Genomic DNA, 15,630 nt, shown 5'->3' on the forward strand with positions numbered 1-15,630 from the left:
GGACCCCGGGTGGGCAGCCCCGGCCGCATTAAGGCTCCTATTTACGGGATAACAAACGGTTTCGCGCTTCGCTTGGCAAAAACCGGGCAATAACTTTGTGGCGTTGGGCCTCCGCGCGGGCACGGCTTCGCCACGGGCCTCAGAATTCCTGGCCGTGGGTGCGGCGCATCAGGGCCTGCACGGCGCCCGGCCAGTGGCGCAGGCCGCCCACCGCCAGCTCGCTCAGCACGGGCCCGCCGAAGAGCCGCTGCACGGCCCGCCCCACCCGCAGCCGGGTACCAAACCGGGCCGTCCAGGCCCGGGCGTACGCCGCTTCCATGGCCGCGCGGGTGGTTTTAGCGGTGAGGAAATCATGGGCGGCCGCGGCGGCCAGCGCCGCGCCGTGCAGCGCCATGGCCATGCCGTTGCCGCACAGCGGGGTGATGAGGCCGGCCGCGTCGCCGCACATCAGCACGTGCTGCTCCACCGGCTGCTTGGGGGCAAACGAAATTTCGTTGATGACCTCCGGTTGCGGGTACAACCGCTCGGCCGCCCCCAGAATTTCGCGCAGCCGCGGGTTTTGGGCCAGCACGGCTTGCTCCAGGGCCGGAATGGTGCCGTGGCGCTTGAGGTTCCGGCGGGTGGTGAGGTAGCAGAAGCACAGCTTGTCGTCCTCGATGGCCGAAATGCCCGCGTAGCCGTCAGCAAAATTGTGTAGCGCAATCACGTCGCGCGGGAAGCCGGGCAGGCGCAGGTGGTACTTCACCCCGAGGTAGGGCGAGCGCTGGGTAAAAAAGGTCCGCTGCAGTTGCCGGTCCAGGTTGGCGCGCTTGCCGAAGGTGCCCAGCACCACCCGCGCGGTGAGCACCCGGCCGTCGGCCAGGGTCACGCGGTGCTGGTCGGTGGCCGGGTCGAAGGCCACGTCCGTCACGGTGTTCTTGAGGTGGAAGGCCACGCCCCGGGCCATGGCGCGCTGGTACAGAAAGTCGTCCAGCGCGTAGCGGCTCACGCCGAACCCGCCGAGGTCGAGCGCCGCCGTGAGCACGCGCCCGCCCGGCGACGACAACAGAAAGGTGCGGATGTTCGCCGGGGCCAGCGCGGCGGGGTCGGCGTGCAGGCGGCGCAGGTAAGGGAGTACCTCGTTGCTCACGTACTCGCCGCACACCTTGTGGAACGGGTACTGCTTGCGCTCCACCACCACCACGCGGTGGCCGCGCCCGGCCAGGTCCAGCGCCGCGGCCAAGCCCGCCAGCCCGCCACCAATCACTAAAATATCCATTTGGTTGGTCGGGGACTTGAGAACCATGGCAGCACAAATACCGTAGTTTATCGGGGTTATTGAATATTTCAGTAGGGCCATTGGAATCAGTGGCGTACCTTTGTCAACCAAAATCTCTACCAATCGTTAAGCCTCAATGCGCTACGCGTGAACTTTGGCTTTCCACTAATTATTACTATGATGCAACGCTTACTTTTGTCCTCGTTACTGGTTGCTTGCCTGGGCCTGGGCCTCGGGTTCGGTCCGCGCGCGCACGCGGCGCCCCCGGCTGTGGCCGCTGTGGCACCCCGCCCCGGCCAGCCGGCCAAGCCCGGCGACGATAAAACCCTGCTGGTATACCCCAACCCCAGCACCGGCATCGTGCACATCACCATCAATAATCTACAAGGCAAAAAGGTGGAATTGAGCGTGCTGAACGTTATCGGCTCGGTGATGTACCGCGAAACGGTGACCGAGCTGAATGACCGGTACTCCAAAATCCTCGACTTGAGCAAATTCGCCAACGGCCTTTACTACGTGCGGCTCGAAGCCGACAACACCAGCCGGATATGCAAGCTAGTCATCCGCTAGTTTCGATTTCTTTGCCCGCAAGAATAGCCCACAAAAAAAGCAGCTTTCGGGCTGCTTTTTTTGTGGGCTATTCTTGCGGGGTTACTTTGCGCGGACGGGTACCGGGACAAGCATTTCCCTGACATTGGACACCGTTTTGAGCGCGAGGATGGCGGTGGCCACGAGCAGGCCAAGCATGAGAATAAACATAAGTAATAAGAAAAGGCGGGTGAATAAACAGCAACTCCCAACCGGGGTGCATCTGCAGGATTCAACCCGGAAAAGACCGGCGGGGTTTCAACAACATTAGGGCATTTTGAGCAGCTCTGCTACCACGCGCCGGGCGTCAGGCCCGGCCCCGTTCAGCAGGGCCGAGCGGCGGCTGTTCAGCCAGTCGAGCCCCAGAAAAGCCACGCCCGGCGCGGCCGTCAGGCCGCGGTGGTGGCGCGGGTGGCCGTCGGCCCCCAGGATGGGTAAGTCAATCCAGCGGTAGTCGGGTTGGTAGCCGGTGGCCCACACCACCGTGGCCAGCGGGGGCGTGGTGGCGCGCGTGCCTTGAATGGCGCCGTTGGGCAGCGCCGCCGTGGCCCGGCCGATGAACAGGGCATTGGCGAAGCGGCGCAGCTGGGCCAAATCGCCGCTTACCACGGGCTCGGGGCGGCCGAAGAGCGTGCGGCCCAGCGGCGAATGGCGGGAGGCCCGGAGCAAACCCGCCAGCACCAGAAACGCCCACATGGGCTGGTTATTGGGCAAAGCCGGGGTTGTCTCGTCGAAGGCCACGAACACCGGGCGGCCGGTGGCGGCCACGTCGGCCGCGATTTGCAGGGCCGAGTTGCCGCTGCCCACCACGGCCACGGGGCCGGGGCCGGGCAGTTGGGCGGGCCGCTGGTAGAAACGGCTGTGCAACTGGGCCACGGCGGCCGGCAGCTCCGGGGCCCAGGCCGGCACGCGGGGCGTGGTGAAGGGCCCCGTGGCCACCAGCACCCGCCGGGCCGCGTAGGTGGGGCCTTCCGCAGTTTGCACCAGGTAGCCAGGCTGGTCCGGGGCGGCGGCCAGGCGGGTCACCCGCCGGTTGGGCTCGAAGGGAAAGCTGAAATGGGCGGCGTAGTCGCGGAGGTAGGCGGTGGTTTCGTCGCGGGTGGGGTAGTGGAGCGGGTTGCCGGGCCACGGCCGGCCGGGGAGGCCGCTCGCCCACGCCGGCGAAAACAGCCGCAGCGAATCGTAGCGGGCCGCCCAGGCGGCCCCGGCCGCGGGCGCCGCGTCCAGCAGCCGGAAATCAACGCGGTTTTGCCGAAGGTAATAAGCCGCGGCCAGCCCGGCTTGGCCCGCCCCGATTACCACCGTATCGGTGCGAACAAGGGCTGCCGCAGATGGAATGGTGGTCGATTCGCTCATGCCACACGGTTCGGTTACGGCTGCTCAGGAAACTCAACGCGGAGGTCGGCCATTACCTGCTCGGTGATGGCGCGCACCCGGGCCACCTGCTGGGCCGCGTGGGCCGGCGCGGGCGGGTTGCTGCCGTACGCCTCGATTTCGCGGATGACGAGGCGCAGGCTTTCCACGCCCAAGCCGTCGAGCGAGCTTTTGAGGTGGTGGGCGGCGTCGCCCACGGCTTCCCAGTCGGGCCGGGTCAGGGCTTCGTCGAGGGCGGTGAGGATGGCGGGCGTGGTTTCGATGAAGGCCCAGGCGAGGCGGCGGACAATGGTTTCGTCTTGGCGCACCAGTTGGCGCACGTTGCTCAGGTCGTAGAGGGGAGTGGGGGCGGGCATGGGGAGGAGCGCAGAATAAGGGGCGGTGGATTCGGGGGCGTGGCTCTGGCGGGCCAGCACGGCGTGCATGGTGTCGAGCAGCTGCTCTTCCCGGTACGGCTTGGCCAGGTAGCCGGCAAAGCCAGTCGCCTGCAGGCGCTCTGCTTCGCCGGCCTGGGCGCGGGCGGTGAGGGCAATGACGGGCGTGGCGGCCCGCGCGGGGTCGGGGTGCTCGCGCAGGGCGCGGGCGGCGGTTTCGCCGTCCATGCCCGGCATCTGAATGTCCATCAGCACGAGGTCGAAGGGGCGGTGCTCAAACAACTGAATGGCTGCTGGGCCGCTGGCCGCCGTGGTCACCTGCCAGCCCCAGTTGCGCAGCACGGTTTCGGCCAGCAGGCTGTTCACTGGGTTGTCTTCCACCAACAGGATGCGCCCCGTCAGGGGGCGGGCGGGCGGCACGGCAGGGGCCAGGGGCGGCGCCGGGGCGGCCACCGGAACCGGCAAGAAGGCCAGCGTGAAAGCGAAGGTGCTGCCCCGGCCTACTTCGCTGCTCACCCGCAGCACGCCCCCCATGAGCTCCACCAGCCCCTCCGAAATGCTCAGGCCCAGGCCCGAGCCGCCGTATTCGCGGTTGGTGCTGGCGGCGGCCTGAGTGAAGGGCTCAAACACTTTTTCCAAGGTCTCGGCCGCAATGCCCATGCCCGTGTCGCTCACCGTGAACTGCAGCCACACCGTGCCCGCGGGCTCTTGGTGGCCAACCGGCGCCGGCATGGCGCGGCCGCGCAGCCGCACCTGGCCGGTTTCCGTGAATTTGATGGCGTTGCTGACCAGGTTGAGCAGCACTTGCCGCAGCCGGTGCGCATCGCCGAGCACCACCGGCAGCCCGCCGGGCTTGTCCACGCGCAGGCGCAGGCCTTTTTCGCGGGCGCGGGGCCGCAGCAGGGCCGCGCAGCCCACCAGCAGCTCTTCGGGATTGAAGGGGGCGGTTTCGGGCTGCAGCTTGCCCGCGCCGAGGCGGGCGGTGGTCAGCACGTCGTTCAACACCACCAGCAGGTGCTCGGCCGACTCGCCTAGGAGTTGCAGATAGTCGTGCTGGCTGCGGCTGAGCGTGGTTTTGGCCAGCACCCCCGTCAGGCCCAGAATGCCGTGCAGCGGCGTCCGAATTTCGTGGCTCATGTTGGCCAGAAAGTCCTGCTTGGCCTGCGCGTCCACCTCGGCTTCGCCAATGGCCGCTTCCAGGGCCAGTTGGGCCCGCTTTAGCTCGGTGATGTTGCTGTCGACGCCCAGCACCTGAACGGTGCCATCGGCGCGCACGAACGGCCGCTTCACGCTGCTGAACCACGACACCTTGCCGTCGGGGTAGGTGTAAGATTCTTCCAGGGTCAGGTCCTGGCCGGTGGCCAGCACTTGCCGGTCCTGGCTAAGGTAGCGTTCGATGTCACCGGTGGCGGCGAGGGTGGCATCGGCCACGCCCCGGCGCACCAGCTCCTCGGGGGTCATCCCAAAAAGGTCGGCCATGGCGCGGTTGGCCAGCATGTAGTTGCCGCGGTCGTCCTTCAAATAGATGGGGTGCGGCAGGGCGTCGATAATCTGCCGAAAAAGGCGGTGCTGCTCGGCCAGCTGGGCCGTGGCAGCCCGGCGGCATTCGTCGCGCGCCCGCTGCTCGGTGATGTCCTCGGCCACGCCCACGACGCTGATGACCTGGCCCTGGGCGTCGCGCGCAAAAGGAGTGTGCACGCCGCGCTGCCAGCGCAGTGCGCCGTTGCGGTGGTGGATGGGAAACTCAATGGTCAGCGTTTCGCCATCGGGCAGCTGGGCCACGGCGGCCATGTGCTCCCGCAGGGCCGCCAAGGCGTCGGGCGGTACCAGGTGCGGCAGCAGCTCGCCGTCGGCGAAGGCCAGCAGGTCCGCGCTGTTGTAGCCCAGCAGCGTTTCGATGCGGGGGTTGCTGTAAACGTTGCGTTCCAGCCGCAAGTCGTAGATGTAAATCAAGTTGGGCACCAGGTCCATCACCCGCCGCAGCATGTGCCGGTTCTGGCGCAGCTCGTCCACGGCGGCGCGGTGGCGGGTCACGTCTTCGGCGCTGCCCATCACCTCCCGCACCCGTCCGTCGGGCCCACACGCACTGGCCCGAACCCGAACGCGCAGCCACCGCCAGCCGCCGTCGCGGTGGCGCAGGCAGCAGTCCCAGCTCAAGGCCCGGTCTTTGGTTAGCCGCGCGCCCACGTTTTTCTTCTGGAATTGCTCCAGCGAGGTCGTGTGCAGCAAGCGCGTGGCCAGGGCCGCGCCCATGCCAATCAGCTCCGGGCCGGTGTACCCCAGCACCGTGTGGCAGTGGCGGTTGCAATGCAGCAGTTGCCGGCGCAGCAAGTCGTAGCTGAATAAGATGAGCGGCACTTTATCGGCCAGGCCCTGCCCAAACAGCGGGAGGGGGGCGCCGCTGGGGGGCCCGCTGGCGCGGCGTGCCGCGGGGCGCACGGCCCGCTCTGCCAACCGCCGCGTGGCCGGTACGGCCGCCCGGCGGGCCAGACGGGGAAAGCGAGGGCGGCGCATCATCGGGCAGAAGCGAAGAACGGTAAAGCGAAGAACGGTAAATGGATTTCAACTAAAGATAAGGCTGCCGATGGCGGCGGCGGTCGCTCAGCTGAGGTGCAGCTCTTGTTGCTGTATCATGCGGTAAATGGTGGACTTGCCGATGCGCAACCGGGCCGCAACGGCCAGCACGTCGCCGCCCAGCTCGTCGAGGCACTGCTGCACGATGGCAGTGGTTTGGTCGCGCAACGAAAGCTGACTGCCGGCCCCCACGGTGGCGCGCCCCGGGCGCAGGGGCAGGTCTTCGGCCCGAATTTGTTCGCCGTCGGCCAGCACGGTGGCCAGCTCCACCACCGCTTTTAGCTCGCGCACGTTGCCAGGAAAGGAATGCTCCTTCAACAAGTTGCGGGCCTCGATGGTGAGCTGGCGGGGCGTGAGGTTGTTGAGGAGGCAAAACTCGCGCACGAACACGTCGGCCAGCAGCAGCACATCGCCCCCGCGCTGGCGCAGCGGCGGCAGCACAATGGGCAAGCCCAGCAGGCGGTAGTACAGGTCTTCGCGGAAGCGGCCGGCCTGCACCTCGGCCAGCAGGTCGCGGTGGGTAGCCACAATCAGGCGCACGTCGAACACCACGCGCTGGTTGCCGCCCACGCGGGTCACTTCCCGCTCCTGCAGCACGCGCAGCAGCTTGGCTTGCAGGCTCAGGTCGAGGTCGGCAATTTCGTCCAGAAACAGGGTGCCGCCGTTGGCCTCTTCCAGCCGGCCCACCCGCCGGGCCACGGCCCCGGTGAAGGCGCCCTTCTCGTGCCCGAACAGCTCGCTCTCGACCAGCTCGCGCGGGATGGCCGCCATGTTGACGGCCACGAACGGCTGGCCCGCCCGGCCCGACTGAAAGTGAATGGCCTTGGCCACCAGCTCCTTGCCGGTGCCGGTTTCGCCGCTCACGCTCACCGTGATGGTGGTGCGCGCCGCCTTGGCAATGAGCGTGTGCACCAGCAGCACCGACGCGTGCTCGCCGAGAATGGCCTGGCCGGGGCCGTAGCGGGCCCCGATGTGCTGGCGCAGCTGGCTGTTCTCGCGGCGCAGGCGCACTTGCTGCTCCACTTTGCCCACAAGGTTCCAAAGGCGGTCGAGCGTATTCTCGTCCTTGACCAAGTAGTCGTAAGCGCCCTGGCGCAGCATGCTTACGGCCGTGTTCACGTCTTCCTGGCCCGAGATGACAATGACCTCGGTGCCGGGCAGCCGCTCGCGGATTTGACGCAGCACTTGCTCGCCTTTGGCGTCGGGCAGCGAATAGTCGAGGGTGATGAAATCGGGTCGTTCGCCCAACTGGTCGAGGCAGGCGCGGGCGGTGGCGAACCGAAGTACGCTGTGGTTGGGATTTTGGCCCAGTCGGTACACGAGCAACTCGCCGTACCACTCGTTGTCCTCGACGACAAAAATTTTAAAAGGTAGAGTAGGAGTCATAAGAGTAGGCTTAAAACAACGGCGAATTCCCAGCGCGGGCAACAACTAGTATGCGCGTAACCCAGTGGCTGGGCCAATATTAGAAAAATTATATCGCAAAAATAAGGCACTATCAGCTAACACAACAGCAAATAGCGGCAAAAACGAGAATGTACGAATGTAAAACGTAATTGGATTTAGAGGATAAAATCCTGAATTTCTCGTTTTAGGAATATAATCCCAAATCAGGACTCTTATGGGTTATGCTAAAAAGTGTATGTGGCTGATAACTAACCGAGGGAAAGACCCGTGCCAGCATGGACATGGAATTGCATGTATGATGTGGCACTGTGCCAATGACTTAAAATATTTTTCAATTATTTATCATGCAAGCCTTTACTCCATCTGTCGTTTCATATGCTCGGATTCGGGCTTGGCTAGTAGTGGCCATTTTATTGTCGCTGAGTTCAACTGCACTGGCCGCCGCCCCAAGCTACTCAAACACCGGGGTATTTTCTAATTTCCGCTCGTACAGTTCCACGACCTTGACTATTATCGGCATAGGAACTGTTATTCGAGAGTTCGGCGTCCAGTTTCCTGAGCGAGCAGCCGACGTCAACCTCAACGACTTCGCCATTATCAACTCGGCCATTGGCATCGGTAGTACCGAAACGCTGCGGCTGGGCCTGGGCGGCTCGGGCGGGGTGGCCGGCTACCGGGCGGGCATGTTGGTGAGCAGCCCCGTTACCAATCGGAATTTAGCAAATTTCAACGCGCTGGGGGCCATACGGCTGGTTACCTACAACGGCGGCGTGCAACAAGAAACGCAAACCGTGTCGGCGGAAGTAGCCAAGGACTTGCTGGAGGGCGAGGGCCGCCCCACCCAAGTGGAGTTTGTGGCCAGCCGGCCTTTCAACAGCATCCAGATTGAGGTGGACGGGGTGCTCATGGTATCTTATAAAATCCAGGTGCACTATGCCTACGCGGTGCCGTCGCTGATTCAGCCCCAGGCCCGGGGGGTGCTGTCGCGGTTTGCCGGCGCTGGCGCAGACCTCGCGCCTTATTACGGCGCGGGCACGTCCAATGCGGGTGTGGTGAGCGCGTGTGTTAATGCTGGCATTCAGAACCCCGAGAATGCTGTAGATAACGACCTCACCAATTTTGCCCGGTTCAACAACTTGGCCACGGTGTCGTGCCCGGCGGCGCTGTCCGTCAAGTTGGAAGGCGGCCGGCCCGCCCCGGGCGGCTACTACGCCGGGTTCGTGATTGGCGACGACCAGCTGCTCGACGCCAGCGTGCTGTCGGGCTTGCGGGTGAGCACCTTCCGCAACGGCGTGGCCACCGGCGAGTCGGCCACCGGGGCGGGCGTACTGGAGCTGCGCGTGCTGCCCGATGGCAAGTCGCAGGTGAGCTTCCCCACCACGCTGCCCTTCGACGAGGTGCGCATCGAGCGGATAGGCCTCGTGACCGTGCTCGACGACCTGAAGCTCTTCTACGGATTCGGGGTGGAACCGCGGGCGTTCCTGGGCACGACCCAGGTGCTGTCGGACTTTGCCCCCAACCAGCCCGTCGACCAGTTCAAAGTAGACAATAACTCCGCGCTGTGCCTATCCTTGGGCAACCCCTGCGGCGTCACCAATCCGCAGGGCGCGGCCGACAAGGACCCCAATACTTTTGCGGTGCTGAACGTCCCCGTCGGCGCTTTGCCCAACGTCGAGCTGAAGCTGAATCTGAACGGCGTGGGCATGGCCGGCAACCGGGCCGGCATGGTCATCGGCGACGGCCGGAGCCTGCTTGATGCCCGGGTGCTTGACCAACTCACGATTACCACCTACGACGAGTTTGGCAACGTGCTGGAAAGCGCATCGGGCAACTCGGCGCTCGCGCTCAACCTGCTGCCGGATGGCCGCCAGGAGCTTTCCTTCCTCACCACCCGGCCGTTCACATCCGTGCAGCTGACCGCGGCGTCGGGGGCGGCGGCGTTCAACAACATCCCCATCCACTTCGCTTTCGCCGACGACCGCACGGGTGGTTTGCCTTCGGTCATTACCCCGCTGCCCGTGGAGCTGGTGGCCTTCGCGGGCCGCTGGGCCAATGGCGCCAGCGAGCTGACCTGGGCCACCGCTTCGGAGAAGAACAGCAGCCATTTCGTGGTGGAGCGCTCCACCGGCGGGGACGCTGCCTTTCGCTCGGTGGGCCGGATTGCTGCCGCGGGTAGTACCAGCAACTCCCAGAACTACCGGTTCCGCGACGCGGAGGCCGGCACCCAGGGCGTGGCGGTGCTCTACTACCGCTTGCGGCAGGTGGACGTGGATGGCAAGGAGGCGTTCTCACCAGTGGCTGCCGTTGCCATTGCCAAGCTTGCCGTTGCTGCTCCGCAAATAGAAGTATATCCGAACCCCGCAGCCGAGGCCCAGGCCGTGATGGTGCGCTGCCTCAACCTGCCCGCAAACGGCGGCACGGTGCAGACGTACTCGCAATTGGGCCAATTGGTGAGCCAGCTGCCCCTGACGGCGGCGGCTCTCCTCACGCTGCCCACGTTGGCCCCCGGCCTTTACCACGTGGTGCTGCGCAACGCTACTGGCCAGCAGCTGGCCACTCAGAGGCTGGTGGTCGGGGGCCGCTAGCCGCATCTTCTTTCTGCAAAAAAGCCCCGCTGGCATTGTCAGCGGGGTTTCTGTTGTTGAGGCAATATTCTGGGCTTAAGCCGATGGGGCCCGTTGCAGACGGAGGCAACTGCACGCAATTAGCATTGAGGCGCGCAGGCATGGTTTATGAGCTTTAAATGCACAAAATATTGGTAATTCAGTGGTAATGTAATGGTGTTGTTGTGGCAATTCCGGTACTGGACTTTTGCGGACGCATTCCTCAGTCCCCACCTCCACAATTTTTTATGAAGCTCACCCTTACCCGCACTGCCAGCTTGGCGCTGCTCACCCTGTTGGCCGTGTCTTGTTCGAAAGACGACCAAAACGGCCCTGCCGCCCCGGTAGCCGCCGAAGTGACGCAAGATGCTACTGCCACCCGCGACAGCCACCTGGCCCTGGGCAACCCCAGCGGTGCCACTGCCAACGCGGCCTATCCCACCAACTACCTGCTCTCTAAAACCCAATACGCCGCCTCTTACCACCGCGACCGCGGCATTCCGAACTGGGTGAGCTGGCACACGAGCACCTCTTGGCTGGGCACCACGCCGCGCCAGAACGACTTCCGCAGCGACCCTGCGCTGCCTTCGGGTTGGTACCGCGTGGGCTCCACGGCCTACAGCGGCTCGGGCTTCGACCGCGGCCATAACTGCCCCAGCGCCGACCGCACCGCCTCCGTGGCCGATAACTCGGCCACGTTCTACATGACCAACATGATTCCTCAGGCCCCTTACATGAACCAGCAGACCTGGGAAAACATGGAGTCCTACGTGCGCACCCTGGTGCGGGCCGGCAACGAGGTGTACACCATCATGGGCCAGTACGGCACCGGTGGCACGGGCAACAACGGCTACGCCACCACCATCAACAGCGGCCGCACCGCGGTGCCGGCCCGCGTGTGGCGCGTGATGGTCATCATGCCCAACGGTTCGTCCGACGCCAGCCGCGTGAGCACCGCCCGTGTTATTGCCGTGAACGTACCCAATACCAACAGCGTGAGCACCTCCTGGGGCACCTACCGCACCTCGGTGAATGCCATTGAGGCGGCCACCGGCCTTGACCTGCTCTCGGCCGTGGCGAGCAGCGTGCAGAGCACCGTCGAAGCCCGCGTAGATAACGGGCCGACCAACTAAGCAGCCCTGCCGGATAAGCAAAAGACCCTTGGTACTCAAGTGAGTATCAAGGGTCTTTTCTTGCGGAAATTACCGCTGAGAATCAAATGGCTTTTGCTGCGGAACAAAGAGCAAAGGTACGGATGAGAGTAGATGCGCGGCAAGCGACGCAGCGAGCTTGAAAAAAGATTATCAGCCATTTGGCCGGGGAAATATCGGCTATCTAATTCCAATCGCAGAAAACGAAAGCGGAAAAAAATGTTGAAAAAAATGCTCAACAAAAAATTAACATTACGAATGAATAGCGCGGCGTAATCATTCCGTAATTTTGCATCGTGCTTCAACCCCAAGAACAGTTGATGAAGTGCGGGACGCTCTCCAACGCCCCGCAGCGAGACCGGAAGGTCTCGGCCCCCGTTGGTGTTGACGTTTTTTCTGGTTGTTGCCCCGCCCCCGTTTTGGTTTTCGAAACGGTTTTTTTATGCCCGGGCGGCTCGGTTCTTTTTGCCTAATCTCACCTCTCTTTAACCCCCCAAACTAAAGAACAATGGACACCAACACCCTCGCCCCGAACGTGGCCGCCGCCACCCTCGCCTCGGCCCACGCCGGCAACCGCAACCTGAGCACCGACCCCAAGCGCATGGCGGTAATTAAAGTGTGGGACGCCATGATGCGCGGCGCCCGCAAATACTGCGAGCAGGAAGGCTTCGTGACCGTGCACAACATGCCCCACATCGTGGGCGTAACCGGCGCCTGCGAGAACACCGACACCCTGTTCACGCTGGACTGGTACGACGGCAAGAAGATGTTCCTGCCCCAGAGCAACCAGCTCTACATCGAGATGCTGACCCAGGCCATCGACGGCGGCCGCGTATGCGGCGAAATCCAGAGCTTCCGCAAGGAGCTGAACGCCGACAACCGCCGCCTGGCGCAGTTCACGTTGTTCGAAATTGAGCACCTCGGCGGCCTCGACGAGCTGCTGGGCCACCTGAGCGGCATTGTGCGCACGGCGGCCAACGAAGTAGCCGCCAAGTGCGCCAAGGAGCTGGCCCTGTTCGGCCGCAAGGCCGAGGACCTGGTGGACCTGACCTTCAAGCGCATGACCTACGCCGACGCCATTGAGCTGCTGAAGCCCAACGGCTTCCCCGACCTGCAGTGGGGCGACGACCTGGGCGCTGAAGAGGAAGGCCGCCTGACCGAGCTGGAAGGCCCCATCTTCATCACCCACTACCCGGCCGACATCAAGTTCTTCAACATGCGCAACAACGACGAGGACCCCCGCGTGGTGAATTCCTCCGACCTGCTGCTGCCGCTGTCCGGCGAGTCGGCTGGTTCGGCCGAGCGCGAGTTCGACGGTGCCAAGCTGCGTCATAAGCTGGAAACCAGCTCGATGCTGGCCGGCCTCATCCGCCAGGGCATGAAGCTGGAAGACTTTGAGTGGTACCTCGGCTTCCACGAGCAGCACGACGTGAAGCTGCACAGCGGCGCCGGCGTGGGCATGGCCCGCGTGGCCCAGTTCATCCTCGGCCAGACGGACATCCGCGACTGCGTGCCCTTCCTGATTAACCGCGAGAACGTTATCTAGTACGCTCTGACGTTCGCCTCACCCCCTAGCCCCCTCTCCGATGGAGAGGGGGAACTAGTTTTTAGCACTATTGTCGTTTTTAATGGGGAATGGTGAGAGAGAAGGATAAGTGGAGTTGACTCGCAAGGGTAGTAGCTTTAAACAAGTCGTCAGGCTCCCCCTCTCTTTCGGAGAGGGGGCCGGGGGGTGAGGCGAACGTTAGAACAATACGACCTATGAAACTCGGCGGCATTACGTTACAGAATTCGGTGTGCCTGGCCACCGCGCCGTGGGACCTCGACGGGCCCGGCTACGAGCAGTTGGGCGCGATTTTCACCAAGACCGTAACCATGGAGCCCCGCGCCGGCCTGCCCGGCGACGACGGCATCCTGCAAGTGGCCGACCAAACCTTGCTCAACCGCACCGACCTGCGCACTGAGGGCGCCGAGGGGCTGGTGCAGGAGCACCTGCCGCGGCTGCGGCGCTTTGGCGTGCCGGTGTTCGTGAGCATCACGGCGCCGGGCGTGCCGGGCTTCCGCAAGATTGCGCGCTACCTGCAGCGCGAGGCCGGCGAGCAGCTGGCGGGCCTGGAGGTGTACATCACGGCGCCGCACACCGGGGCCGGCCCGGAGGTGACGGCCCGCTACGTGCGCGAAGCCACCGAGGCCGTGCGCACCGAGCTGCGCACCGACGCGGCCGTGATTGTGAAGCTGCCGCCCTGGCCCGACCACATCCGGGGCCTGGCTCTGGGCGCGCAGGAGGGCGGGGCTACGGCCCTGGCCGCCACCAACACCCTGAAGGTGCTGCACCTGCCCACCGACCGTGGCGCCGCCCCGCTGGTGGGCGGCCTCTCGGGCGAGGCGTTGCGGCCGCTGGCCCTGCGCTGCGTGTGGGAGCTGGCCAACGACGCGCAACTGCACCTGCCCATCTTTGGAACGGGCGGCATTTTCACCCTGCGCGACGTGGAAGACTACCTGCGGGTGGGCGCCCAGGCCGTGCAGGTGGCCAGCGGCGAGTGGCTCTCGCCGGGCCTCTCGGCGCGACTGGCGTCGGAAGTGGCGGTTAGCAGCTATTAGCCGTTAGCCACATGAGTTCTCCTTTTTTTAAGAGTTAAAAGTTAAAAGTGAAGAGTTAAAATTGGACGCCTGCTTTTAACTCTTCACTTTTAACTTTTAACTCGAATCTCCCGATGCAAAAGCTCCTGACTCGCGTTCAAACCGCTAATTCCCTGCTCTGCGTGGGCCTGGACCCCACCGGCGACGCCGCCGCGGTGGCCCAGCGGCTGCGCGAAGTAATTGCCGAAACGGCGGCTTACGCCGCGGCTTTCAAACCCAACCTGGCCTTCTTTCTGAGTCGTGAAAACGGAGTGGCCCTGCTCCAACAAACCGTGCAAAGCATCCCGGCCGACATCCCCGTGATTCTGGACGGCAAATTCGGCGACATTGCCAACACCGCCGAGCAGTACGCCCGCTTCGCTTACGACGTGGTGGGCGCCGACGGCGTGACGGTGAACCCTTACATGGGCGACGACACCATCCGGCCGTTTGCGCGGCCCGGCAAGCTGGTGTTTTCGCTGGCGAAAACTTCCAACAAACCCCAGCACGGCCTGCAGGACGCCGCCATGACCCGCGGCGGCTCCATTAGCGACTGGGCGGCCCGTCTGGCCAAGCTCATGGACGAGGAAATGACCGAGTCGACCGTAGGCTTGGTGGTAGGGGCTTCGGAGCCCGAAACCGTGGCCAAGCTGCGGGCCGCCTGTCCGCAGCAGTGGTTTCTGGTGCCGGGCATCGGCGCGCAAGGCGGCGACTTGTCGGCCACCCTCCGCGCCGGCCTGCGGGCCGACGGCAGCGGCCTGCTGATAAATTCCTCGCGGGGACTGTGGCAGGCCGAAGACGCGGGCGCCGCGGCGCGGGAACTGATGGAGCAAATCAACCAATTTCGGACCGTGACAAGCCCCGCCCAAGCCTGACTAAAAGAGCCGCCTCACCGCGGCTTTTTGCATCCTAGATTCTCTGCAGAAAATGAGTTCATCTCCCGAAATAAGTTCTCCCAACGTACTTGAAAGCGGCTTGCTGGAGCAGCAGCTCTTGCAGGAGGACGCGCTGCTGCGCGGGCACTTCCGGTTGTCGTCGGGCCTGCACTCGGACACCTACGTGCAGTGCGCCCGCTACCTGCGCCGGCCGGAGCTGGCCGCCCCTGTCGCCGCCGCGCTGGCCGCTCAGATTCAGGCTGCTGGCTTGCGGGCCGATGTGGTGGTGGGCCCGGCCATGGGCGGCGTGGTGATTGGTTACGAGCTGGCCCGGCAGCTGGGCGTGCCCGGCATTTTCACGGAGCGCGACGCCGACGGCCAGATGGCCCTACGGCGCGGCTTCAGCATTGCGCCCGGCGAGCGGGTCATCATCGCCGAAGACGTGGTGACGACTGGCAAAAGCACTCTGGAAGTGGCGCGAGTGCTGCGCGAGCTGGGCGCGGAAGTGCTGGCCGTGGCCTCGCTAATTGACCGCACCGGCGGCAAAGGCGGGCTGGATTTCCAGCATTTCGCGCTGCTTTCGGTGACGGCAGCGACCTTTGCCCCGGAAAGCTGCCCGTTGTGCGCCGCCGGTGTGCCGGTGGTGAAACCCGGCAGCCGGCCGGAAAAAGCATTTTGAGCGGTGCGTGTTTGAGTCGATTCAGAAATTGAAATAGAACGTCATGCAGAGCGCAGCGAAGCATCTGGCTCGCCTCGTTGCCATCAGCATAGATTGGTGCCCCAAGCAAGATGCTTCGCTGCGCTCTG

11 protein-coding genes are annotated in these 15,630 nt (G+C 64.4%); 7 read left to right on the plus strand and 4 right to left on the minus strand.

What is annotated here, in order from left to right; all coding sequences use genetic code 11:
• Positions 1 to 139 precede the first annotated feature (139 nt).
• Positions 140 to 1,285 (minus strand): FAD-dependent oxidoreductase, encoded by a 1,146-nt coding sequence (locus tag RMO51_RS19100; RefSeq protein ID WP_310397418.1) that lies wholly within the window; start codon positions 1,283 to 1,285, stop codon positions 140 to 142.
• Between the two features lie 153 nt (positions 1,286 to 1,438).
• On the opposite strand from RMO51_RS19100, the gene RMO51_RS19105 reads away from it, so the two are divergent.
• The gene (locus RMO51_RS19105) at positions 1,439 to 1,828 is read left to right on the plus strand and encodes a T9SS type A sorting domain-containing protein (protein WP_310397420.1); all 390 of its coding nucleotides are present in this window, start codon (positions 1,439 to 1,441) and stop codon (positions 1,826 to 1,828) included.
• Between the two features lie 285 nt (positions 1,829 to 2,113).
• Here RMO51_RS19105 and RMO51_RS19110 read toward each other — a convergent pair whose 3' ends face one another.
• From RMO51_RS19110 to RMO51_RS19120, 3 genes are all read right to left on the minus strand, one after another.
• Positions 2,114 to 3,202, minus strand: coding sequence for an NAD(P)-binding domain-containing protein (locus RMO51_RS19110; protein WP_310397421.1), 1,089 nt, complete (start codon positions 3,200 to 3,202; stop codon positions 2,114 to 2,116).
• Between the two features lie 14 nt (positions 3,203 to 3,216).
• On the minus strand, positions 3,217 to 6,111 hold the full coding sequence (locus RMO51_RS19115) for a PAS domain S-box protein (protein ID WP_310397423.1): 2,895 nt from the start codon (positions 6,109 to 6,111) through the stop codon (positions 3,217 to 3,219).
• 84 nt (positions 6,112 to 6,195) lie between these two features.
• Positions 6,196 to 7,554, minus strand: coding sequence for a sigma-54 dependent transcriptional regulator (locus tag RMO51_RS19120; RefSeq protein ID WP_310397425.1), 1,359 nt, complete (start codon positions 7,552 to 7,554; stop codon positions 6,196 to 6,198).
• A 524-nt stretch (positions 7,555 to 8,078) separates the two neighbouring features.
• On the opposite strand from RMO51_RS19120, the gene RMO51_RS19125 reads away from it, so the two are divergent.
• The 6 genes from RMO51_RS19125 to pyrE all read left to right on the plus strand — a co-directional run bounded on the left by RMO51_RS19125 (position 8,079) and on the right by pyrE (position 15,502).
• Positions 8,079 to 10,160 (plus strand): T9SS type A sorting domain-containing protein, encoded by a 2,082-nt coding sequence (locus RMO51_RS19125; protein ID WP_310397427.1) that lies wholly within the window; start codon positions 8,079 to 8,081, stop codon positions 10,158 to 10,160.
• 266 nt (positions 10,161 to 10,426) lie between these two features.
• Entirely contained in the window at positions 10,427 to 11,311 is an 885-nt protein-coding gene (locus RMO51_RS19130) for a DNA/RNA non-specific endonuclease (protein ID WP_310397429.1), read from the plus strand.
• A gap of 526 nt (positions 11,312 to 11,837) precedes the next feature.
• Entirely contained in the window at positions 11,838 to 12,875 is a 1,038-nt protein-coding gene (locus RMO51_RS19135) for an amino acid--tRNA ligase-related protein (RefSeq protein WP_310397431.1), read from the plus strand.
• A 215-nt stretch (positions 12,876 to 13,090) separates the two neighbouring features.
• Positions 13,091 to 13,930 (plus strand): hypothetical protein, encoded by an 840-nt coding sequence (locus tag RMO51_RS19140; protein ID WP_310397433.1) that lies wholly within the window; start codon positions 13,091 to 13,093, stop codon positions 13,928 to 13,930.
• A 113-nt stretch (positions 13,931 to 14,043) separates the two neighbouring features.
• Entirely contained in the window at positions 14,044 to 14,823 is a 780-nt protein-coding gene (pyrF, locus tag RMO51_RS19145) for an orotidine-5'-phosphate decarboxylase (protein WP_310397436.1), read from the plus strand.
• Between the two features lie 52 nt (positions 14,824 to 14,875).
• Positions 14,876 to 15,502, plus strand: a complete 627-nt coding sequence (gene pyrE, locus RMO51_RS19150; RefSeq protein ID WP_310397438.1) for an orotate phosphoribosyltransferase — start codon at positions 14,876 to 14,878, stop codon at positions 15,500 to 15,502.
• The last annotated feature ends 128 nt before the right edge of the window (positions 15,503 to 15,630 follow it).

This window comes from Hymenobacter sp. (genome assembly GCF_031398885.1).
In the GTDB taxonomy this organism is placed as follows: Bacteria; Bacteroidota; Bacteroidia; order Cytophagales; family Hymenobacteraceae; genus Hymenobacter.

Coding starts and splice junctions, on each gene's coding strand:
- RMO51_RS19100 (WP_310397418.1), bottom strand. CDS start 1,285: ATGGTTCTCAAGTCCCCGACCAACCAAATGGATATTTTAGTGATTGGT.
- RMO51_RS19105 (WP_310397420.1), top strand. CDS start 1,439: ATGCAACGCTTACTTTTGTCCTCGTTACTGGTTGCTTGCCTGGGCCTG.
- RMO51_RS19110 (WP_310397421.1), bottom strand. CDS start 3,202: ATGAGCGAATCGACCACCATTCCATCTGCGGCAGCCCTTGTTCGCACC.
- RMO51_RS19115 (WP_310397423.1), bottom strand. CDS start 6,111: ATGATGCGCCGCCCTCGCTTTCCCCGTCTGGCCCGCCGGGCGGCCGTA.
- RMO51_RS19120 (WP_310397425.1), bottom strand. CDS start 7,554: ATGACTCCTACTCTACCTTTTAAAATTTTTGTCGTCGAGGACAACGAG.
- RMO51_RS19130 (WP_310397429.1), top strand. CDS start 10,427: ATGAAGCTCACCCTTACCCGCACTGCCAGCTTGGCGCTGCTCACCCTG.
- RMO51_RS19135 (WP_310397431.1), top strand. CDS start 11,838: ATGGACACCAACACCCTCGCCCCGAACGTGGCCGCCGCCACCCTCGCC.
- RMO51_RS19140 (WP_310397433.1), top strand. CDS start 13,091: ATGAAACTCGGCGGCATTACGTTACAGAATTCGGTGTGCCTGGCCACC.
- pyrF (WP_310397436.1), top strand. CDS start 14,044: ATGCAAAAGCTCCTGACTCGCGTTCAAACCGCTAATTCCCTGCTCTGC.
- pyrE (WP_310397438.1), top strand. CDS start 14,876: ATGAGTTCATCTCCCGAAATAAGTTCTCCCAACGTACTTGAAAGCGGC.